21 protein-coding genes, 1 tRNA gene and 2 pseudogenes are annotated in these 18,495 nt (G+C 67.6%); 21 read left to right on the top strand and 3 right to left on the bottom strand.

The window, feature by feature from the left end:
* The first annotated feature begins 133 nt into the window (after positions 1 to 133).
* Complete coding sequence (locus tag IE290_RS06430) at positions 134 to 364, top strand: DUF2188 domain-containing protein (protein ID WP_191243510.1); 231 nt, start codon at positions 134 to 136, stop codon at positions 362 to 364.
* A gap of 106 nt (positions 365 to 470) precedes the next feature.
* Here the strand turns inward: IE290_RS06430 and IE290_RS06425 are convergent, their stop codons facing one another.
* A complete protein-coding gene (locus tag IE290_RS06425; RefSeq protein WP_191243509.1) occupies positions 471 to 1,310 on the bottom strand; it encodes a phosphotransferase in 840 nt (279 codons plus the stop codon).
* A complete protein-coding gene (locus IE290_RS06420; protein ID WP_191243508.1) occupies positions 1,307 to 1,720 on the bottom strand; it encodes a GNAT family N-acetyltransferase in 414 nt (137 codons plus the stop codon). Before IE290_RS06420 ends, IE290_RS06425 begins: the two co-directional genes overlap by 4 nt.
* 461 nt (positions 1,721 to 2,181) lie before the next feature.
* On the opposite strand from IE290_RS06420, the gene IE290_RS06415 reads away from it, so the two are divergent.
* The 3 genes from IE290_RS06415 to IE290_RS06405 all read left to right on the top strand — a co-directional run bounded on the left by IE290_RS06415 (position 2,182) and on the right by IE290_RS06405 (position 4,588).
* Positions 2,182 to 2,568: a hypothetical protein gene (locus tag IE290_RS06415; RefSeq protein WP_191243507.1), complete on the top strand. Its 387-nt coding sequence runs from the start codon at positions 2,182 to 2,184 to the stop codon at positions 2,566 to 2,568.
* Positions 2,569 to 2,981: 413 nt separating this feature from the next.
* Complete coding sequence (locus IE290_RS06410) at positions 2,982 to 3,179, top strand: helix-turn-helix transcriptional regulator (RefSeq protein WP_020418520.1); 198 nt, start codon at positions 2,982 to 2,984, stop codon at positions 3,177 to 3,179.
* On the top strand, positions 3,179 to 4,588 hold the full coding sequence (locus IE290_RS06405; RefSeq protein WP_191243506.1) for a tyrosine-type recombinase/integrase: 1,410 nt from the start codon (positions 3,179 to 3,181) through the stop codon (positions 4,586 to 4,588). Before IE290_RS06410 ends, IE290_RS06405 begins: the two co-directional genes overlap by 1 nt.
* A 113-nt stretch (positions 4,589 to 4,701) precedes the next feature.
* Here IE290_RS06405 and IE290_RS06400 read toward each other — a convergent pair.
* Positions 4,702 to 4,777 (bottom strand) — tRNA-Leu (locus IE290_RS06400).
* Positions 4,778 to 4,929: 152 nt separating this feature from the next.
* Here IE290_RS06400 and IE290_RS06395 point away from each other — a divergent pair.
* The 17 genes and pseudogenes from IE290_RS06395 (at position 4,930) to IE290_RS06325 (ending at position 18,418) form a co-directional block, all read left to right on the top strand.
* Positions 4,930 to 6,399: a HEPN domain-containing protein gene (locus IE290_RS06395; RefSeq protein WP_191243505.1), complete on the top strand. Its 1,470-nt coding sequence runs from the start codon at positions 4,930 to 4,932 to the stop codon at positions 6,397 to 6,399.
* Complete coding sequence (locus IE290_RS38495) at positions 6,396 to 7,145, top strand: DUF6338 family protein (protein WP_373300397.1); 750 nt, start codon at positions 6,396 to 6,398, stop codon at positions 7,143 to 7,145. The genes IE290_RS06395 and IE290_RS38495 overlap by 4 nt, the downstream gene beginning before the upstream one ends.
* Positions 7,142 to 7,330, top strand: coding sequence for a hypothetical protein (locus IE290_RS06390; RefSeq protein WP_191243504.1), 189 nt, complete (start codon positions 7,142 to 7,144; stop codon positions 7,328 to 7,330). The genes IE290_RS38495 and IE290_RS06390 overlap by 4 nt, the downstream gene beginning before the upstream one ends.
* Positions 7,248 to 7,559 (top strand): annotated as a pseudogene (locus IE290_RS38490) (hypothetical protein); the annotation flags it as partial. The gene IE290_RS06390 and the pseudogene IE290_RS38490, both read left to right, overlap by 83 nt.
* A gap of 44 nt (positions 7,560 to 7,603) precedes the next feature.
* Entirely contained in the window at positions 7,604 to 8,674 is a 1,071-nt protein-coding gene (locus IE290_RS37740; protein ID WP_229874246.1) for an XRE family transcriptional regulator, read from the top strand.
* A gap of 1 nt (position 8,675) precedes the next feature.
* A complete protein-coding gene (locus IE290_RS06380) occupies positions 8,676 to 9,059 on the top strand; it encodes an SsgA family sporulation/cell division regulator (protein ID WP_191243502.1) in 384 nt (127 codons plus the stop codon).
* Positions 9,056 to 9,286, top strand: a complete 231-nt coding sequence (locus IE290_RS06375; RefSeq protein WP_191243501.1) for a hypothetical protein — start codon at positions 9,056 to 9,058, stop codon at positions 9,284 to 9,286. The genes IE290_RS06380 and IE290_RS06375 overlap by 4 nt, the downstream gene beginning before the upstream one ends.
* On the top strand, positions 9,286 to 9,600 hold the full coding sequence (locus tag IE290_RS06370; RefSeq protein WP_191243500.1) for a hypothetical protein: 315 nt from the start codon (positions 9,286 to 9,288) through the stop codon (positions 9,598 to 9,600). Before IE290_RS06375 ends, IE290_RS06370 begins: the two co-directional genes overlap by 1 nt.
* Positions 9,597 to 10,466, top strand: a complete 870-nt coding sequence (locus IE290_RS06365; RefSeq protein WP_191243499.1) for a hypothetical protein — start codon at positions 9,597 to 9,599, stop codon at positions 10,464 to 10,466. The genes IE290_RS06370 and IE290_RS06365 overlap by 4 nt, the downstream gene beginning before the upstream one ends.
* Positions 10,466 to 12,763, top strand: a complete 2,298-nt coding sequence (locus IE290_RS06360; RefSeq protein ID WP_191243498.1) for an FtsK/SpoIIIE domain-containing protein — start codon at positions 10,466 to 10,468, stop codon at positions 12,761 to 12,763. Before IE290_RS06365 ends, IE290_RS06360 begins: the two co-directional genes overlap by 1 nt.
* A 231-nt stretch (positions 12,764 to 12,994) precedes the next feature.
* Entirely contained in the window at positions 12,995 to 13,627 is a 633-nt protein-coding gene (locus IE290_RS06355; protein WP_191243497.1) for an HNH endonuclease family protein, read from the top strand.
* Positions 13,628 to 13,650: 23 nt separating this feature from the next.
* On the top strand, positions 13,651 to 14,157 hold the full coding sequence (locus IE290_RS06350; RefSeq protein WP_191243496.1) for a hypothetical protein: 507 nt from the start codon (positions 13,651 to 13,653) through the stop codon (positions 14,155 to 14,157).
* Positions 14,157 to 14,843 carry a DNA cytosine methyltransferase gene (locus IE290_RS06345; RefSeq protein WP_229874245.1) on the top strand — a complete coding sequence of 229 codons (687 nt, stop codon included), beginning with the start codon at positions 14,157 to 14,159 and terminating at the stop codon, positions 14,841 to 14,843. The genes IE290_RS06350 and IE290_RS06345 overlap by 1 nt, the downstream gene beginning before the upstream one ends.
* A 103-nt stretch (positions 14,844 to 14,946) precedes the next feature.
* A complete protein-coding gene (locus IE290_RS06340; protein ID WP_191243495.1) occupies positions 14,947 to 15,414 on the top strand; it encodes a WhiB family transcriptional regulator in 468 nt (155 codons plus the stop codon).
* Between the two features lie 15 nt (positions 15,415 to 15,429).
* A pseudogene (locus IE290_RS06335) lies at positions 15,430 to 16,673 on the top strand (DUF3631 domain-containing protein); the annotation flags it as partial.
* 147 nt (positions 16,674 to 16,820) lie between these two features.
* Positions 16,821 to 17,009 (top strand): helix-turn-helix transcriptional regulator, encoded by a 189-nt coding sequence (locus IE290_RS06330; RefSeq protein WP_191243493.1) that lies wholly within the window; start codon positions 16,821 to 16,823, stop codon positions 17,007 to 17,009.
* A complete protein-coding gene (locus IE290_RS06325; RefSeq protein ID WP_191243492.1) occupies positions 17,009 to 18,418 on the top strand; it encodes a tyrosine-type recombinase/integrase in 1,410 nt (469 codons plus the stop codon). The genes IE290_RS06330 and IE290_RS06325 overlap by 1 nt, the downstream gene beginning before the upstream one ends.
* Positions 18,419 to 18,495: the final 77 nt, after the last annotated feature.

The following is an 18,495-nucleotide window of genomic DNA, read 5'->3' as shown; positions in this document are numbered from 1 at the left end:
AGCGAGATGAGCGTCGGACTTGAACCGGAAAGACCGGTAGGCCCGCAGTGGTGATCCGCTCTCTGGCGTGTCTTCTTGCTCTTAGTGGTGGCAGCGTCGACGCTGAGGTGTGAAGCGAGCGAAGGAGTGAGCCGTGGCCAAGGGTGACGTTGAGACGTACTACGAAGATGGCCAGTGGAAGAACAAGATCCAGGGCAACCAGCGGGCGTCGAATACTGCGAACACCAAGGCCGAGGCGCAGGCGGAAGGTCGACGAATGGCCGTTGAACGAGCTGTCGAGCACGTGGTCAAGCGGCAGGACGGCACCATCGGCGAGAAGAACACTTATCCGCGGAGTCGTGACCAGCACCCGCCGAAGGGCTGATTGAAGACCTCGCTACCACAAGCTACCTCCGTCATATTTCCGCTGCCCTGCACGCGTCATTACTCGCCGGTGGGCTTGGTGCGCAGGGTATGACGTCGGCCTCGCCTCACGCACGGTGCTGTGCCCATGTTGCTGCGGCGTCGCGTACCCGGAGCTTCCAGGGGCGCGGTTCATTGGAGGCGATCTGACCCCAGAGTGCGGCGCTGGTCGCGGTGAATGTGTCGATCGCCGCTGACTGCGCTGTCGACCAGGCGGGGTGGGCGGATGCCCAACGCTCCGCGTCCGCCGGCGTGTGGCCTTCGGCGATGAGCCAGAGTGCGGTGCAGGCGGTGTCGATCCAGGGAGCGCCGAGGGTGGGCCACGACCAGTCGACGAGCCGCGCGCCTCGCTTCGTGATGAGGATGTTGTGGGGGTTGAGGTCGGTGTGCAGTAGGTGGTTGCCGGCGAGCAGTGCTGGATCGGTGTCGGCCTGTTTGGCGGCGTCGGCCCAGCGGTCTTCGATGCGTCGGCATCCGGTCGTGGGGACCTTCAGTTCGGTGAGTTGAGTGAGCATCCGGGTGACGTCGGGGAGGTCGTCCGAGCCGGGGGAGAGTTCGGCGGGGTGGCCGTCGAGGTGTTCGAAGCCGAGGATGTGCCACCCGGCTATGTCGATGTGCCAGTGCAGGCGCGGTGCGATGGGCTGGGCGTAGGGGTTGATACAGGCTTCTCGGCGTTGTCCGGCAGCCCTGGTGCTGGGTGTGCCTTTGGCGAAGATGAGGCCGGTTTCGGTGTGCAGGCGGGCGGTGAAGGTGGCGTTGAGGCCTGCGCTGATCGTTTCGGCGCGGTGTACCCGGCCGGTGTGTTGCTCGATCGCGGCGCGGAGGGCCGCCGGCAGCTGCTGCCACTGGGTGCGCAGGGTGGCTGGGGTCATCGCGTGGGCAGCGGACGGGTTCGGTGTGGGACTCATGCGGAAACGGTGCTGACGTAGCCGAGCGGACGGAGTCCTTCGGACTGGAATAGACGGTCGGATGCTCCTCCAGCGCGGGCTTGGAGCAGTTGGTAGTGGGCGCGGTGGTGCACGCTCCATCGCTCGACAGCGCGCCAAAGTGCGCGCCCGTGTCCGTGGCCGCGATGTTCGGGCAGGACGCCGAAGTACTGTGGCAGCGACATCTCTCGGCCGGACCGGTCCGGCATGATCGTCAGCGGCCCGATCGCGCCGACGACGCGCCGGCCAGCTTGGGTGACGAGGATCGGCCCATCCCGGTAACCGGCGTCGCGCCGCTGGCGCAGGAAGCCGAAGCCGTGGTCAGCCATCGCCGTGGCGAACTCAGCGAAGGTGGCGGCAACCTCGGGGCCGCAGTCGTCCAGTTCGGTCACCGCCGGTCCTGTTGAAGGTTCGGGGGTTGGGTGGTTGAAGTCTTTGAGGAGTACGCGGGTGTGGTTCGCTTGGCCGGTGGGGCTGGTGCTGAACCAGATGACGCGCCCGTGTGCGGCTGCGTGGGTGATGCAGCTGCGGCGTGTCGCCGCCTGTAGCGCGTCGAGGTCGGGGGAGTCGCCGTAGAAGTAGGTCTTACCGTGCCGCCGCCGCGCTGGCTGAGGACCGGGATGATCGTGTGGTCCGGGCGGTGAACGATCTCGTCGGTCAGCACGATGTCCGCCTTCGTCGGTGACCAGCGCCGGTCCTTGTCTAACGGGAGGGCGACGCCGGCTCGGCTGGCGGTCAGCACCTCAGCGAACACCTCGACGAACATCTCCGTCGTGCACAGGTCGGGGTGTGTCGCTCCCAGGACCGGGATGTACGGGACGGTGAGCACTCGCCTCATCCAGTCGGCCCGCAGATGCGGCAGTTCACCCGCTGGGCCCAGCACCTCGGCGGGTTCCTCGCCCACCACGGCATCGAGAACTTCCTGGGCAACGCCGAGCACGCCCGCGAACTCGATGACGACGCCGCCGAATGGCGAGCGTTCCTGCTGGCCTGGCACGACCTGCACGGCGAGCAGCCCCTCACCGCCCAGCAGGTACGGGGGAGCGCCGAAACCATCGTCGGCCCCGACCCCTGGGCGGGCACCTTCCCCACCACCCTTGGCGGCAAGCCGCTGAACACCAAGTCGCTCGCCAAGCGGCTCACCGGGCAGCTCGACCGCTGGCGCGGCGACGTCGTGCTACGCAGCGTGCTCGATAAACACACCAAGATGCGCATGTACTGGGTCGAACGCACCGGCTGACAAGCTCACACCTGGGAATCAAACCCGGAAACCCCGCAAACCCCGCAGCCGACCAGAACAACCCTCCCTGAGCAGGTAAAACGTCGGTCACAGGCTGCGGGGTTTCACTCCCGGCTGCTGGCGGTCAAACCCCGCAAACCCCGCGACTCTGCGGGGTTTGCGGGGTTTGCCAAACCCGCCGACCTCACCAAACCCCGCAAGCAAATCCCCAGCTCCAGGGCCACTTTGCGGGGTTTGCGGGTTTCAAACCGCACTTCCGCGACCTCGCCCAGACATTCCGCCGACCACCCCCGTATCCGCCTCCGCCATGCAGGCGCGGAGGTGACAGTCCGTACTCAATCTGGGGAGAAGGGATTCCTATGCCGCGAACGCCTGCCCACGCCGGAGACAGCCGCAAGGAGCGCCGAATCACGATGGCTACCGCAACCCGCTACCTCACGATAAAGCAGTTCTGCGAGGAGTTGGATGTCGCGCAGTCCACGTTCCACGACTGGCGCGCGAAGGGGCTCGCGCCTCGCTGCATCAAGCTGCCGAACGGGCAGATCCGGATTCGTCGCACCGATCTGGACGCCTGGCTCGAGGCCCGAGAGCTTGCCGGGGTCGCCGCTTGATGGAAACCACGTACGACGTCACGATCTGGAAGATCGAGACCCGCCAGGGGCGACGGAAGACCACGTACCGAGTGGTGTGGGTCGTGGCGGAGGAGCGGTTCCGCCGCACCTTCGACACCTGGGCCCTCGCCGACAGCTTCCGCTCGGACCTGGTTCAAGCGTCGCGCCGCGGTGAAGCGTTCGACCGGGGCCAGGGATTGCCCGTTTCGATGCTCCGCGCGGAAGTCGAGATGTCCTGGTTCGACTTCGCCTGCAAGTACATCGACGCGAAATGGCCTCGGGCGGCGGGGAAGTCGCGGGCCGGCAACGCCGACGCGTTGGCTTCCGCCACGCCCGCCCTCTTGCGCACAGAACGCGGCGCTCCGGAACCGCAGGTTCTGCGCCGCGCCCTCACCGGGTGGGCGTTCAACACGAAGCGTCGTGATACGCCGAAACCAGCGGACATCGAGCGGGCGCTGAAGTGGGTCAAGGCCAACACGGTGCCTGTTTCGCGGCTCAATGATGAGGCCGTTCTGCGGGAGGTGCTGGAGCAGATCTCCCTGAAGCTGGACGGAAAGCAGGCGGCAGCCAAGACCGTGAATCGAAAGCGGGCCGTTCTCTACAACGCGCTCGACTACGCCGTCGAACTGAAGGTGCTCACCGCGAACCGTCTCTCGAAGGTCAAGTGGACCATGCCGAAAACTGCCCGGGCGATCGACAAGCGAGTGGTCATCAACCATGACCAGGCGAAGAAGCTGTTCGCGGCGGTCGCCGCACAGAAGGTGGACGGCCAGCCGCGCCGATCCGCTGGGCCGGCACTCGTCGCCTACTTCGCCTGCATGTACTACTCCGCGCTGCGGCCCGAGGAAGTCGCGATGCTGCGGAAGCAGGATCTGCAATTGCCCGAGAAGGGGTGGGGCGAGCTGCTGCTGTCCGAGACAGCGCCGGTCACCGGCGCAGCGTGGACCGACAGCGGAGAACGGCGGGACAGGAGGCAGCTCAAGCAGCGAGGGCAGGGGGAGGTTCGGACTGTGCCCTGTCCGCCGCCGCTCACGGCGCTCCTGCACGACCACCTGGTGAGGTTCGGGACCGCGGGCGACGGCCGACTGTTCCGGAACCTCACCGGGGGAGACCTCGCTGAATCCACGATCGGGCGGGTGTGGGACAGGGCCCGCAAGGCTGCTCTCAGCGAGGCCGAGTACGCCTCGCCTCTCGGCAAGCGCCCCTATGACCTGAGACACGCGTGCGTGTCCACCTGGCTCGCCGCAGGCGTCCCGTCCACCCAGTGCGCGGAGTGGGCCGGCCACTCGGTCGCGGTGCTGCACCAGATCTACGCGAAGGTGATCGCCGGGCTGGAGTCGGCGGCGCACGCACGGATCGAGCAAGCGCTCGGTGTCGAGCCGCACCCACCGGAACGTGGGGGCGAATAGGGGGGAAGGGGCCGGGTTCGGCCGGGTCGACCCGGAGCCAGTCGGAGAAGACGCGATCGGCCCCTCACCGTGTTTCCGCAGGTGAGGGGCCGATCAGTACAGGTCTGGGGGAGTGCCCCCGGTGAGATTCGAACTCACACTGGACGGGTTTTGAACGGAGCCAGCAAACCTCTCTTGACCTGCGGGGACGGTATGGCTGCGGCTAATCGGGCCGCTGGACGGCCACTACCCACGCACCGGTCTCCTGGAAGCAGAAACAACAGCAGGGCCTTGTCCGATACCTTCGCGGGATGATCTAGCGCCGATGCTGAGCGTCGGTGTGATTGGAGGTGCCACAGGCGGTGGGCGAGGCCGAGGGAAATCACTTGCTGGGCAAGTTCTGGTTGGCTGACCAACCCGAACGCCAGCTCACGGGCTGGCTCGACCTTTCAGGCGCACGCCCCAAGGTCACCCTGAATGGACAGCTGACGCCTGCCGTCGTCTGGACTCCGAGTCCAGATGGCGCCGGAGCGCATGGGCATCCTGCCGACGACACGTTCTCCGACGGCGGGTTAACCATTCACGGGTTGCTTGCGGAGGGAGCGCGGCGCGCAGTCACAGTTTTCGATGCCATCACGCGATCGCGGCGCTACGACATGATGGCTGTAAATGACGACTCGGATGGGGTGCATGTTCTACAGGGCACATGGCTTGCTCGCGGAGCGCATCTCGACGACAACGAAGAGATCCTTTCGGCGCGCATTAGGTTCACCAATCTAGACGAGTGGATCGGCCAATCAGGAGTTACCGGAAAAGTCATTTATAGTCCGCATAATCATGTTCATCTCGACTACGTCGAACCTCATCCTGAGGCCGTGCCTATCCCTGCAATTGGCGGTACGGTCGGCACGCAGTTTGCGACGATCCCTCCGCGGATTGAATTCAACGGTGCGGAGGTGCGCCATAAAGCATGGATTCAATTCAAGGACGTAAGCCTTCCCTCGTTCGCAGAACTTCTTCACCGACTCGTTTCGCCGACGTTGACGCTCGCGTCGGTAATGATGCGGAAAAAATGCGTGTTAACAGAGCTGTCGATCCTGACGGGTAAAGACGAGTTGTCTTGTGAAGTATCTCATCCGCTCGTTGATAGTGCGGCGAAAGACGAAGGATTAAAGCCTGGCAATCGCTCTTTGGGATTGCGAGACGTGGGCATTGGAGTTGTTGCGGAATGGATTGCCAAGTCAGACGACTTTAATCCCATCCCGAACATCATCTACTCGACGTTTGGTAACGACCGAGCGCGCACGCTGGAAAGTGAGCTTCTTGAGTTGGCTGCCGCGGCGGAAGGGTTCGACCGCCGACGGTTCGGGGAAGAGGCCGTGTTCGATAGGGTGCTGGCTAAGAGTGCTCGCCGAGCAGCGATCCAGGCGGCAAAAGAGGCTGCTGGTGAAGAGTTGGCGGAAAGGCTTGGTCGAGCGCTCGCGAACTTCAATTCGCTAGCCTATGCCGAGCGGCTCCGCAGGCTGTTGCAGCTTACGCATTCAGCCGTTCCGGAGGCGGCAGGCAACTGGGATATTTGGATTAAGCGCGTCAAGGAGGCGCGGAACGGATATGCGCATCAGCTTGAAAGGGGCGAGACTCAGTGGGAAGTCGAGTTGGTCCTTGTGGAATCGCTAAGATGGATTCTCGGTGCAGCGATTCTTCTTGAGAGCGGCGTCAGCGCTGGCTCTATCGCCGACAATCTAAAGAACAGCCAAGACTACATCTTCTTCAAAAGAAAGTCGCGGGCGCTGGCCCCGCAGATTTATGGGACAAGGGAGGGGCCTGAATGATTCCCACTGTGGCCAACACGTCATACCAACTGCTCACAATAGTTGCACTGCTGCTTCCTGGGGTTGTATTCGGATCCACCCTCCAGAGGCTCCGGGGTCCAACGCCTGAAGACAAGGATGCTAGCACGAAGATACTTCGAGCGATTGCGGTAGGTGCCGGGTTTGACGTAATCTATGCGCTCATTCTCGGTCCGCTAATTGTCGACCTGGCGAAGCCTACGCCTGGGAGTGCAAATGGAATTCTGTCCGCTTTTGCCAGAAGTCCGCGTGAAGTTGCCTTCTGGACATTGATCCTGGCTGGGGTAATCCCGGCGCTCGCGGCTTACGTAGTTCACTTGCAGGCTACTATACGAGAGAATCCGCAAAAGAAGAAGTCGTGGGCTAGGCTATGGGCTGCGTTTCAGAATACTTATCGCACTGTTCCGACTTCCTGGGATTACATTGCTGGCGTAAGGGGAGGCTGTTTCGTCAGGATTCGGCTTGCAGATGGCGAATACATTGGAGGATGGGTTGGCGCGGAGTCGTACGTTAGTGGATATCCAGAATCGAGGGACATATTTATTTCTTCGCAATGGGCTGTAAATAAAGATGGTGTGTTTTTGCACAAGATTGAAGATACGCTGGGCTTCTATCTAGCGATACCGGATGGTGCCGTGGTTGAATGGGTAGGACGTCCAAAGCAGCGGTCTGTGTCTGCCGTAGCCGTCGGCGACAAGTCTGGCGAGCAACCGAAGGAGCAAGGATGAGCGACGAGGAAATGCTGCACAAGGGCCGAATGACCCGTGCGGTTACTGGTGGCGGGCATCCCGTCAGCGAGGAACGCGGGCGCGTCCCGTCTTCATCCACGGATGAGCCGTCTCAGGGTCCGACGAGCCCCGGCGGCGCGGGAAGTGCCAACACGCAGTCGAACCCGACGTCGGACGACTCGTGATCGACTTCCCGATCGGGGGTACCGCTGTGGTTCACTACGGCTGCATGGCCGTGTGCGATGCAGCTGCGAGTTGTGGAGGGTGTGTTTGACGGGCGCTGCGAACCCTGAAAGGTGGCTACACGTGGCCCAGGCAGTTGCCGCGCCCCCAGATGGCTCCGATGCCGGTGAGGTCATCCGCTGGTACCGGCAGCACCACAACCTCACCCAGCAGGAAGCCGCTGACCTGCTCAACACCACGCAGTCCTGGGTGTCCAAGGTCGAGAAGGCAAGCTCGTGCCCGGCCTCGCCGAGCTGCGGTCCATCGCGGCCAAGCTGCACATCCCACCGGAACGGCTCGGCATCCTGCCGGACCACTCCGCTGACGCCATCCCCAAGCCGGGGCAGGTCAGCGCGGCCGGCGCCCCGCACGAGAGCCAGGAGTACTGGAAGCTCGTGCGGCGCGAGCTGAACGCCAACCGCGCACGGCTCGGAGACCTCGCCTCCGAGCTGTACCCGCAGGCCCACTGCATCCCGGGCACTACCGTCCTGACCCAGCCGGGCTGGCTGCCCTCCGAGCCGGTCGAGCTGTCCGACATCGAGCTGTACTGGCTCGCCGAGGCGCTGCCCAAGCCCGCCATCACCGGCGGCATCGAACAGACCGAGAGCGTCCGGCCGCTCGCCGCGGACGGCGACCGCTTCCGGCTCTACTCCCGCGCGCTGCGGGACCTCGCCCGGCCGAAGCTGCTGGACAACCGCGTCAGCTACCGGCTCGCCGAGGTCGACTGGACCGGCGACAAGGGCCGCCTCGGGTTCAGCTACACCACCTACTTCGACGTCCTGGACGTCTGCGAGGCCGCAGCCCACGAGTTCGCCGACGCCTGGCTCCGCGCCAGCCGGAAGCGACCCAGCCTCGCCCACCTGCCCCTGCGCCGGCACATCGAGGACCCGTTCGACCTGCTCGCCCGGCCGATGCTGCCCAGCATCAACACCCTGACCATCCGCCGCGACCCGATCGACGGGCACCGGATGTACCTGCACCGCCGCGACGCCAAGGCCACCGCGGTCGCCGGCGGCATGTTCCACGTCATCCCCGCCGGTGTGTTCCAGCCCGCAGCCCTCGCCCCCGCGCACCAGGCCAACGACTTCTCCCTATGGCGCAACATCCAGCGCGAGTACTCCGAAGAGTTCCTCGGCAACCCCGAGCACGACGGCAACTCCCTTGACCCCATCGACTACGAGCACGACGAGCCGTTCCGGTCCTTCGCCGCAGCGCGCGCGGCCGGCGACTTCCGCGTCTTCACGTGCGCCGTCGTGCTCGAACCGCTCACCCTGTGGGTGGAGCTGCTGACCGTCGCCCTCCGGTGAGGTGATCGAGCTTGTGCCGGTGAAGGTGAAGTTCCGCTACCGCTCGGATGACCCGTTCGCGGTGGTGCTGGACTTCGCGGTCGGCGCCGAGCAGTGGGTGCGCTGGCACATCGCCCGGGACCTGCTCGCCGAGGGCCTGGCGCTGCCGCCGCGCACACAGACCAGCGTCGGTGAGGGAGACGTGGCAGTCGCCCGGGACCTGGACGTGCCGTGGCGGGTCTGGATCACCCTGTCCTCTCCGACCGGGGTGGCCGACTTCGCGTTCAAACGCGCCAGCCTGGTCGACGCGCTGGCCAAGACCGAGGCCCTGGTGCCGATCGGCACCGAGTCCGACCGGATCGACTGGGACCGCGAGTTCGCGGCGCTGGGTGGCGAGGCGGCATGAGGACCGTCGCCACACCGGCCCAGCTCAAGACCCTCGCTATCCGCCGCTACGAGGCCACCACCGGGCGCCGGTGGCGCGACCTGACCGCCAACCAGCGTGCGGCGTGGCTGTCCAAGACCGAACCCGTCCTGCGTGCTGAGGAAGGCATCGCTCTCGACGCCGTGTGGCGCGATGGGGCGTGGCAGCCAGCCGACCAGATCGACCTGTTCGCCGAGGAGGTGGCCTGATGAACCACACCGTGCTCTACGTGCTCGGCGGACTGGCGCTGATCGGGTTGTTCGCGACCTGGCGGTCCGGTCGGAAGTCCGCGCTCAAGGCCCGCAAGGGCGTTCGCGAGGTGACCCGGATGACGGGCAACGCCGTCCGGACGTTGTTCACCGCCGCGGTGATCGTGGGCATCCAGTGGGCCGTCATCACCTGGTGGTCCAACACGACCGCGCTGCTGATCGTGCTGATCGTGCCGTCGCTGTTCGCCGGCGCGGCCGTGGCGCGGCTGCTCGCGGTGACCGAGATCGTCACGACCACGAGGGGGCAGCGATGACCGCAATGCATGACGCGCAGCTCGTGCCTCTGTCCACTGCGGACAAGCTGCGTCAGGACGCGGAGACCGCGGCCGAGGTTCGGGCGTTGTCCAACCACCCGGACGTGATCGCGCTGCGGGTGGAGAAGGTTCGTGGCTTCGTCGACACGCTGGTGTGGGTCGGCATCTTCCTCGGGCTGGCGTTCACGATGGTCAACGTCCAGACCTTCGCCGCTGCCGGCGCTGCCATGTGGTCGCTACCGTGGCTGGCCGCGTGGCTGCTGGACCCGATGGTGTCGCTGGTGCTGGTGGCGGTGCTGCGCGCCGAGCAGATCACCGCCAGGTACCAGGTCGAAACCGGGAAGTGGCCGCACCGCACGAAGTGGTTTGCGTTCCTGGCCACCTACGTGATGAACACGTGGAAGTCCTGGACCGAGCTGCACGTGGCCGGGGTCGTGCTGCACTCGGTGCCGCCGGTGCTGGTGTTCCTGGCCGCCGAGACCGCCCCGGTGCTGCGCGACCGGCTCACCGAGGCGGTCACCCGTGCCGCCGCCCCGGCGTTCACCGGACAGCCTCACGAGGCCGTTCAGGACGCCACCCCGGAGCCCGTTCAGGAGCCCGCTCGCGAGCCGGTCAAGCGGGCGCCCCGGAAGCCGAAAGCGGCGGCCAAGCCAGCTCGCAAGCTGCGGGCCGACTACCTCGCCGAGGTCCGCGCGGCGTGGGCGCCGGGGATCGAGATCACCCCGGCGTGGGTCCGGACGGTCTGCCCGGACATCTCCCGGGGGACCAGCAAGAACGTCGCTGACGACCTGCGCGCCGAGGTCACTGCGACCGCCGAGCCCGCCCCGTTCCCGTCCGCTGCTGAGCGCCGCGAGGAGGCCGCCTGATGTCCATCCCCACCAACCCGCGCCCCGGCGACGACTCCAACCGTGAGGACCCCATGAACACCCCCGACCAGGAGCCCGTGAACACCGACCAGCACGAGACCGTGAACGGCAAGGTGCTGCCGTTCACGCCCCGCCCGGACAGCGCCACGAACGCGGACGAGATCCCCGTTCAGGAACGCCGCGACCTCGCCGGGTCGGACGTGATCGACGCCGAGATCGTGGACGAGGAGAACGCCGAGCAGGTCCGGCACCCGGTGCTCGTGGACCCGTCGACGCCGGCCAAGGCGTCGTGGTGGGAGACCACCCGGGACGCCAAGATCCGGCCGCTGCTGCCCACGTGGGCGCGGTCCAAGGCAGAGCTGCGGGACCGCGTGAAGTGGGTCGCCTTCTACACCGGCCACACGGTCGCCTACCACGCGGTGCGGACCCCGGCCTATGCCGGAATCCTGCTGCTGCGCTCGCCCCGCGGGCTGTGGCGGGTGGTCGTGGCCACGCACCGGTGGGTCTACGACGCGGAGGGCAAGCCGCTGCGCGCGGCGGCGGTGAGCGCGAACGAGTACGACAAGTACTTCAAGCTCGCCGAGGTCCGCGCCGAGCGCATCCGCAAGCGCGGCCTGCTCGCCTTCCTGACCCTGCTCGTGGCCGCCGCCGGGGTGTACGTGCTGGCCAGCTACAGCACCGGCCTGGTGTGGCTGGTGGCCGCCGCCGGGGTCGGGGTGCTGGGCAAGGTCGGCACGCCGGCGGACAAGCCGGTCCTCGGTCGCGCCGTCGTGACGTCGAAGGCGCCGAGGCTGACCAGCGACGTTGTGGTCCGCGCCCTCGCGGCACTGGGCATCTCCGGGATCAACCAGGCCGTGGCCAAGGGGCAGGGCATCACGTTCCCCGCGCCGATCACCCGGGACGGGCCGGGCTGGCGCGCCGAGGTCGACCTTCCCCACGGCGTCACCGTGACGGACGTGATGGAGCGCCGCGACAAGCTGGCCTCCGGGCTGCGCCGCCCGCTGGGCTGCGTGTGGCCCGAACCGGTCAGCGAGGAGCACGCCGGACGCCTGGTGATCTGGGTCGGGGACCAGGACATGTCCAAGGCCAAGCCCGCGGCCTGGCCGCTGGCGAAGTCGGGTGAGGCGGACCTGTTCAAGTCCGTCCCGTTCGGCACCGACCAGCGCGGCCGTCCGGTCGGTGTGGACCTGATGTTCGCGAACATGGTCATCGGGGCCATGCCGCGCATGGGCAAGACGTTCTCCCTGCGGGTGCTGGTGCTGGCCGCGGCGCTGGACCCGTGGGTGGAGCTGGTGTTGTGGGAGCTCAAGGGCACCGGTGACCTGGGGATGTTCGAGAAGGTCGCGCACGAGTACGGCTCCGGCGCCGACGACGAGACGTTGGAAGGCGCGATGAACAGCCTGCGCCGGCTGTACAAGGAGCTGGAGCGCCGGTCGAAGACCATCACCCGCATCGCCAAGGAAAACCGTGCGCTGTGCCCGGAAAACAAGGTCACCCCGCAGCTCTCACGCAACCGCAAGCTCGGGCTGCACCCGATCTTCGCCGCGATCGACGAGTGCCAGGAACTGTTTTCCCACGGCGACTACAAGGACGAGGCCCGCAAGCTGGCCGAGGGCATCATCAAGCGCGGCCCGGCAATGGGCATCATCCTCGTGCTGGCCACCCAGCGCCCCGACGCCCAGTCCCTGCCGCCCGGTGTGTCGGCGAACGCCGGTCTGCGGTTCTGCCTGCGGGTCATGGGACAGCTGGAGAACGACATGGTGCTGGGCACCTCGTCGTCCAAGAACGGCGTCCGGGCCACAACGTTCGGGGCGAAGGACAAGGGCATCGGCTACCTGGTCGGCGCCAGCGACGACCCGCAGATCGTGCGCGGCTACTACATCGACGGCCCCGCGGCCGAGAAGATCGTCGATCGCGCCCGCGCCCTGCGCGAAGGGCACGGCACCATCACCGGCCACGCCGCCGGCGAAGTCGTCGCCGACGAGGCCGCGCGTCCGTCCTATTCGGTCATCGCCGACACCGCGTCGGTGATCCGCGCCGGGGAGCAAAAGGTGTGGTCGGAAACCCTGGTCGACCGGCTCGCCGAGCTGCGCCCGGAGGTCTACGGGTCCTGGGCCGAGCTGGACGGACGGGCGAAGGCCAACCAGCTCGCCTCAGCGCTCAAGCCCTTCGGCGTGGACACCCTCCAGGTCTACGGCCGCACCGAGGACGGCAAGACCGCCAACCGGCGCGGTGTCGAACGCGCCGCCGTGCTCGCCGCGGCCGACCGCCATCGCAGCAAGAACAACGGAGAGTAATCGGCGTGGGGTGCTAGCGGGTTCCAGCTCGCTAGCGTCACCCGATGCTAGATCTAGCATCCCCGCTAGCGCCCCACACCCTTCCTGAGCTGCGAGCTAGCTCCTAGCGTCCACCAGCGCAAACACCCGCGAAACTGCGGGAAACCCGCCTCGGCGACACCCCCGACCGGCTGTCGCCCTGGCCTTTCACACCCATCTTTCGACACGTTGAGTAGTCATCGAGAGGAAGTCATGAAGACCGCCGCCACCACCGCTGCCGCGCTCGCCACCCTCGCCCTGACCGCCGGATGCCTGCCCGTCACCGACACGGCCGCCGCCCCTGCTGAGGCCGCCGCCGCGCTCGCCGCGCTGCCGATCGCCCCCGAGGACACCGGATTCCACTACGACCGCGACGACTGGCCGCACTGGAAGACCGTGCACGGCACCTGCAACGCCCGCGAACAAGCGCTGCTCGATCAGGGGCAGGGCGTCCGCGCCGACGACGAGTGCCGCCCGATCGCCGGAACGTGGGTCAGCGCCTACGACGGGGTGACCGTCACCGACGCGTCCAAGCTGGACATTGACCACCTCGTGCCGCTGGCCGAGGTCGCCCGCTCCGGGCGAATCGAGGGTGGCCGCCGCGTCGGCCCCCGCACCTGGTCCCGCGCCGAGCGGGAGCGCTACGCCAACGACCCCGACGTCCTGGTCGTCGCGACCGCGCGGGCGAACCGGTCCAAAGGGGACCAGGACCCCGCGCACTGGCTCCCGGATCGGGACCGGTGCGGCTACGCCGCCCGCTGGATCGAAACCAAGACCCGCTACCGCCTGTCGACCGACCAGCCCGAACACGACGCCCTGGCCGCCGTCCTGGCCCGCTGCGCCTGATCCTCCACACAGGAAGGACCATCATGGCCACCGCAACCGATGCCCTGACCGACCCCGAACGCCAGTTCCTCGGCTGCCTGATGCAGCTTCCCGCCCGCCCGGCGCGGCGGCTGCTGGCCGGAATGCGCGCCGCAGACTTCGCCAGCGGGATGGCCGCCCACGTCCTCCAACTCGCGATCGAGGTCGTGGCCGCCGAGCAGACGCCAGCCCCGGTCGCCCTCTACGCCCACGCCGTCGCCACCGGGCAGGCGCCGGGTGAGAAGCGCCGCGAGTGGCTGTCCGGCTGGCTGGCCGACACCTACCGCGACGCACCGCCGCCCGCGCTGGCCGATCAGCTCAAGGCCGTACTGCTGGAGGCCGCGTGGCGCCGCGCCCTGCTCGCGCACGCCCGCCGCATCGAGCAGGCTGTGTCCGGCTCGCCCACGGAGGTGCTGCGAGAGCTGGCCGACGACACCGCCGCCGTCGACGAACTGTGGACCCGTTACCGGGCCGCGATCGCAGTCCCGGCCCGGCTGGGGGTGGCTGCCTGATGGCGCTCACCGTCGTGTCGTTGTTCGCCGGGATCGGCGGCATCGACCTCGGTCTGGAACGGGCCGGGCTCACCACCGTGGGCCAGGTCGAGATCGATCCGTACTGCCGTGCCGTGCTCGCCCGTCATTTCCCGGAGGTTCCCAAGCATGACGACGTCCGCACCGCCGTCGCCTGGTGGCGGTCCCAAGCCCGTCCCCGCGTTGATGTCGTCGCCGGCGGTTTCCCCTGCCAACCCTTCTCCCTCGCCGGGCTCGGACTCGGCACCGCTGACCCGCGGTGGATGTGGCCCGCGATGGCAGCCGTCATTCGCGCACTACGACCCAGCTACGTCCTCGTGGAGAACGTCCCAGCTCTGCTTGGACATCCCGACGCTTTCGGCACCGTCCTCGCCGACCTGGCCGAAAGCGGGTTCGATGCGGAATGGGCAGTGCTACCGGCGACGGCCTTTGGCGCACCGACCCCGCGTGAACGGCTCTACCTGCTGGCCCACCCCGCGAGCGTCGATGGGCAGCCACGGGATCTGCTGGAGTCGCGCGGAAGCGGGGGATCACCGCTGGCAACTGGAGGACTTTCTGGCCTCCCAGCACCTCAGCAACGGCGGGCAGCGCGTGCCTGGCTTGCTCGTAACCCCGAGTGGACCGACTGGCTGATGGGATTCCCCACCAGGTGGACCGCCTGCGAGTGATCGGCAACGCCGTCGTTCCTGCCGCTGCCGAACACCTCGGCCGGCTCATCCTCGCCCACCACCACGCCACCCACACACCCGACGCACTCTCGGAGGCCGCCTGATGCCCCAGTTTCGCCAACCGCGCCGCATCACCGGCACCACCACCCCCGGCCGCGCCCCGGCCACCCCGCCAACGTGGGCCGTCCTCGGCGTGACCGCCGCCGACCTTGCCTGGCACGACCAAGCCGCCTGCCGCGGCACCCACCCGGACGCCTTCTTCCCCGAACCCGGCCCCGGAGCCGCCGAGCTGACCGCCGCGGCCAAGCGCGTCTGTGCCGTCTGCCCCGTCCGCGCGGCGTGCGCGGAGTGGGCTCGGAGTCACGACGAGGAGTTCGGCATCTGGGGCGGACAGACCGAGCGGGAACGCCCGCACCGCCAGCACCGCCCGCAGGACCCGCGGGACCGGGAGGTCGCCCGCCTGACCCGCGCCGGCAAGACCGCTCGCGAGATCGCCTGCACCCTGCGCACCACCCCGCGCACTGTCGTCCGCGTCCGGGCCCGTCTGCGGGCCGACCAGGACGCCGCCTGACATCCGCGACCTGAGCCGAGGAAGGAAGCCCGGATGAGCCATCCCGCCCGCCCGCTGCGGGTCGTGCCCGCCGCCCGCGCACCCGGACCGGCGCCCGCCGATGGTGCCGCCGTCCTCGATGAGATCGGAGCCTTCGTGTCCCGCTTCAACGCCTTCCTCGACGAGCACTGCGTGCCCACGCTCGTGCTCTGGTACGCCCACACCCACGCCGCCGAACACTTCTACGTCACCCCACGGCTGATCCTGTCCAGCGCAGAACCCGGGTCAGGCAAGACCCGCGTGCTGGAGGTCGCCCAGTACCTCGTGCACGACCCGGAGATGACCATCTCCGCCAGCACCGCCGCGCTGTTCCGGATGGTCAACGCCGCCCCCATCACCATCCTGTTCGACGAGGTGGACGCGATCTTCAACCCGAAGAACGGCGGCAACTACGAAGACCTGCGCGCCATGCTCAACGCCGGCTACAAGCGCTCCGCCACCATCGCCCGGTGCGTCGGCGACGCCAAGGCCATGAACGTGCAGCGCTTCAAGGTCTACGCCCCCGTCGCGCTGGCCGGGATCGCCGGGCACATGCCCGACACCATCACCACCCGCGCCATCACCATCCACATGCGCCGCCGCGCCCCGAACGAGCGCGTAGAGCCCTTCAAGACCCGCCGCATCGAGACCGAGGCCGAACCCCTGCGGGACAAGCTCGCCGCCTGGGTCGCCAGCGTCGCCGACAGCCTCGACGACGCCGAACCCGACATGCCCGAAGGCGTCACCGACCGATCCGCCGAAATCTGGGAACCGCTGATCGCCCTCGCCGACGCCGCCGGCGGGCACTGGCCCGACACCGCCCGAGCCGCCTGCGCGCACTTCGTCGCCAGCAACGACCCGCACAAGGGCAGCCTCGGCATCCGGCTCCTGGCCGATCTCCGCGAGGTCTTCACCCAGCGGCAGGCCGACCGGCTGCCAACCGCGGCGATCCTGGAAGCCCTCTACGCCAACGAGGAAGCGCCCTGGGGCGACCTCTACGGCAAGCCGCTCGACGCGCGGCGGCTGGCGAAAGAGCTGGAGCGCTACGGAGTCAAGCCCACCCCGTACAAGGACGGCAAGACCATGCGGGGCTACGTCGTCCACGGCGAGACCGGCCTCGCCGACGCCTGGAAGCGGTATCTGCCCACCGACCCCGGCTCTACCGCGTAACTGGCGTAACTCACGTAACCCCGCAGGTCAGCCGGTTACGGCAGGACGCCCGGTTACGGATGCATCCGTAACCGCCCAAGCATCCGTAACCCGCTGACCAGGGCGGTTACGCCGGTTACGCCAGTTACGCGACATAGCCGCCCAACACCAGAAGGAGGCGCCATGCACCCGTGCACCGAGACCCGCAACCACCGTGTCGCCGGAAGGACCACGACCACATGGCCAGCCCACGACAGCACCTCACGATCGCCGCGTTCTGCGAGGAGTTCGAGGTAGCCCGCTCCACCTTCTACGAGTGGCGCGCCAAGGGGCGCGCGCCCCGCTGCATCAAGCTCCCGAACGGGGAGATCCGGATTCGCCGCGTGGATCTCGACGCGTGGCTCGACTCCTGCGAGGAGGCCGCCTGATGGGGAAGACCTTTGACGTCCGGATTTGGGAGATCCGCGAGCGACTCACGAAGTCGTCGAAGGGAGGAAGGTCCGGTAAGAAGTCGTACAACGTCCGGTGGCGCGTCGCCCGGACGCCCTGGTCCAAGACCTTTCCGACCAAGGCGCTTGCCGAATCCTTCCGGTCCCAGTTGTTGTCCGCGCTGAGGTACGGCGAAGCTTTCCGCCTGACAGATGGGCTCCCGGTCTCCATGGGGCGGGAAGTCAACGAGGAAAGCTGGTTCGAGTTCGCCCAGTCGTATGTCGACGCGAAGTGGGTCAGGGCGGCAGCGAAGTCGCGCGCCGGCAACGCCGATGCTCTGGCCACCGCGACTCTGGCTCTGCTCGCGAATGACCGTGGCAAGCCGGCCGACAAGGTGCTGAGGAAGGCGCTGACCGGCTGGGCGTACAACACCGGGCGGCGCGATACCGCTAAGCCCGCTGATGTTCAGGCTGCGCTCAAGTGGTTGGCGTCGAATACGGTGCCGGTATCACGGCTGGACGATCTTTCTGTGGTGCGCGGCGTACTGGACGCGCTCGCGCTCAAGATGGACGGCAAACCGGCTGCCGCCAAGACGGTCTCTCGGAAACGAGCGGTGCTCTACAACGCGCTGGACCACGCCGTCGAGAGGAAGCTCCTGGAGAAGAACCGCATCGCGGAAGTGAAGTGGACGGCTCCGAAGAAGAACTACGCGATTGACAAGCGGGTCGTGATCAACCCGACACAGGCCGAGCGATTGCTCGCCGCGGTTGACGCCCAGAAGATCGAGGGACAGCCGCGACGGTCGATGGGGCCGCGGTTGAAGGCGTACTTCGGAGTGCAGTACTACGCGGGTCTGCGTCCGGAGGAAGCGGCTGTCCTCGGAAAGGAAGATCTCGCGATTCCGGAGAAGGGCTGGGGCGAACTGCTGTTGTCGAAGGCGGCTCCGATCGCGGGCGCCGCGTGGACCGATAGCGGTTCACGGCGAGACCAACGGCAGCTCAAACAGAGGGGAGTGGGGGAGGTGCGCGTTGTCCCCTGCCCGCCACCCCTCACTGCTCTGCTCAACGAGCACCTGGAGCGGTTCGGCACCGCGGCCGATGGCCGGCTGTTCCGCAGCCTCACCGGGGGAGAGTTGGCGGAATCGACGATCTCGCGAGTCTGGGACCGGGCGCGAAAGGCCGCCCTGACCGAGCAGGAGTACGCGTCCGTGCTCGCCAAGCGGCCCTACGACCTGCGTCACGCGTTCGTGTCGACGGCTCTCGCCGCCGGGGTGCCGGCGCGGCAGGTCGCGGAGTGGGCCGGGCACTCGGTCGCCGTCCTGCTGCGGATCTACGCCAAGATCCTCGCCGGCCAGAAGGCGAGCGCGCGGGAGCGGATGGAGCGGGCTCTACGGCTGCCAGACGAGTGAGGCGCGTCCACGGGGCGTCCACAGACGGCCGGTGAGGGCCGGATCCCGCCGGACACGGCCGGACGATGCAAGAACGG

It is taken from the genome of Amycolatopsis deserti (assembly GCF_014653945.1).
Lineage (GTDB): Bacteria > Actinomycetota > Actinomycetes > Mycobacteriales > Pseudonocardiaceae > Amycolatopsis_E > Amycolatopsis_E deserti.
The sequence above is the reverse complement of the archived record's forward strand: the minus strand, read 5'-3'. Positions and strand labels throughout refer to the sequence as shown.

What these genes read in the sequence shown, in the direction of transcription:
- IE290_RS06355 (WP_191243497.1), top strand. Translation starts at nt 12,995, where the DNA reads ATGAAGACCGCCGCCACCACCGCTGCCGCGCTCGCCACCCTCGCCCTG.
- IE290_RS06390 (WP_191243504.1), top strand. Translation starts at nt 7,142, where the DNA reads ATGAGCGACGAGGAAATGCTGCACAAGGGCCGAATGACCCGTGCGGTT.
- IE290_RS06350 (WP_191243496.1), top strand. Translation starts at nt 13,651, where the DNA reads ATGGCCACCGCAACCGATGCCCTGACCGACCCCGAACGCCAGTTCCTC.
- IE290_RS06365 (WP_191243499.1), top strand. Translation starts at nt 9,597, where the DNA reads ATGACCGCAATGCATGACGCGCAGCTCGTGCCTCTGTCCACTGCGGAC.
- IE290_RS38495 (WP_373300397.1), top strand. Translation starts at nt 6,396, where the DNA reads ATGATTCCCACTGTGGCCAACACGTCATACCAACTGCTCACAATAGTT.
- IE290_RS06360 (WP_191243498.1), top strand. Translation starts at nt 10,466, where the DNA reads ATGTCCATCCCCACCAACCCGCGCCCCGGCGACGACTCCAACCGTGAG.
- IE290_RS06425 (WP_191243509.1), bottom strand. Translation starts at nt 1,310, where the DNA reads ATGAGTCCCACACCGAACCCGTCCGCTGCCCACGCGATGACCCCAGCC.
- IE290_RS06370 (WP_191243500.1), top strand. Translation starts at nt 9,286, where the DNA reads ATGAACCACACCGTGCTCTACGTGCTCGGCGGACTGGCGCTGATCGGG.
- IE290_RS06405 (WP_191243506.1), top strand. Translation starts at nt 3,179, where the DNA reads ATGGAAACCACGTACGACGTCACGATCTGGAAGATCGAGACCCGCCAG.
- IE290_RS06330 (WP_191243493.1), top strand. Translation starts at nt 16,821, where the DNA reads ATGGCCAGCCCACGACAGCACCTCACGATCGCCGCGTTCTGCGAGGAG.
- IE290_RS06340 (WP_191243495.1), top strand. Translation starts at nt 14,947, where the DNA reads ATGCCCCAGTTTCGCCAACCGCGCCGCATCACCGGCACCACCACCCCC.
- IE290_RS06345 (WP_229874245.1), top strand. Translation starts at nt 14,157, where the DNA reads ATGGCGCTCACCGTCGTGTCGTTGTTCGCCGGGATCGGCGGCATCGAC.
- IE290_RS06415 (WP_191243507.1), top strand. Translation starts at nt 2,182, where the DNA reads ATGCGGCAGTTCACCCGCTGGGCCCAGCACCTCGGCGGGTTCCTCGCC.
- IE290_RS06325 (WP_191243492.1), top strand. Translation starts at nt 17,009, where the DNA reads ATGGGGAAGACCTTTGACGTCCGGATTTGGGAGATCCGCGAGCGACTC.
- IE290_RS06410 (WP_020418520.1), top strand. Translation starts at nt 2,982, where the DNA reads ATGGCTACCGCAACCCGCTACCTCACGATAAAGCAGTTCTGCGAGGAG.
- IE290_RS06375 (WP_191243501.1), top strand. Translation starts at nt 9,056, where the DNA reads ATGAGGACCGTCGCCACACCGGCCCAGCTCAAGACCCTCGCTATCCGC.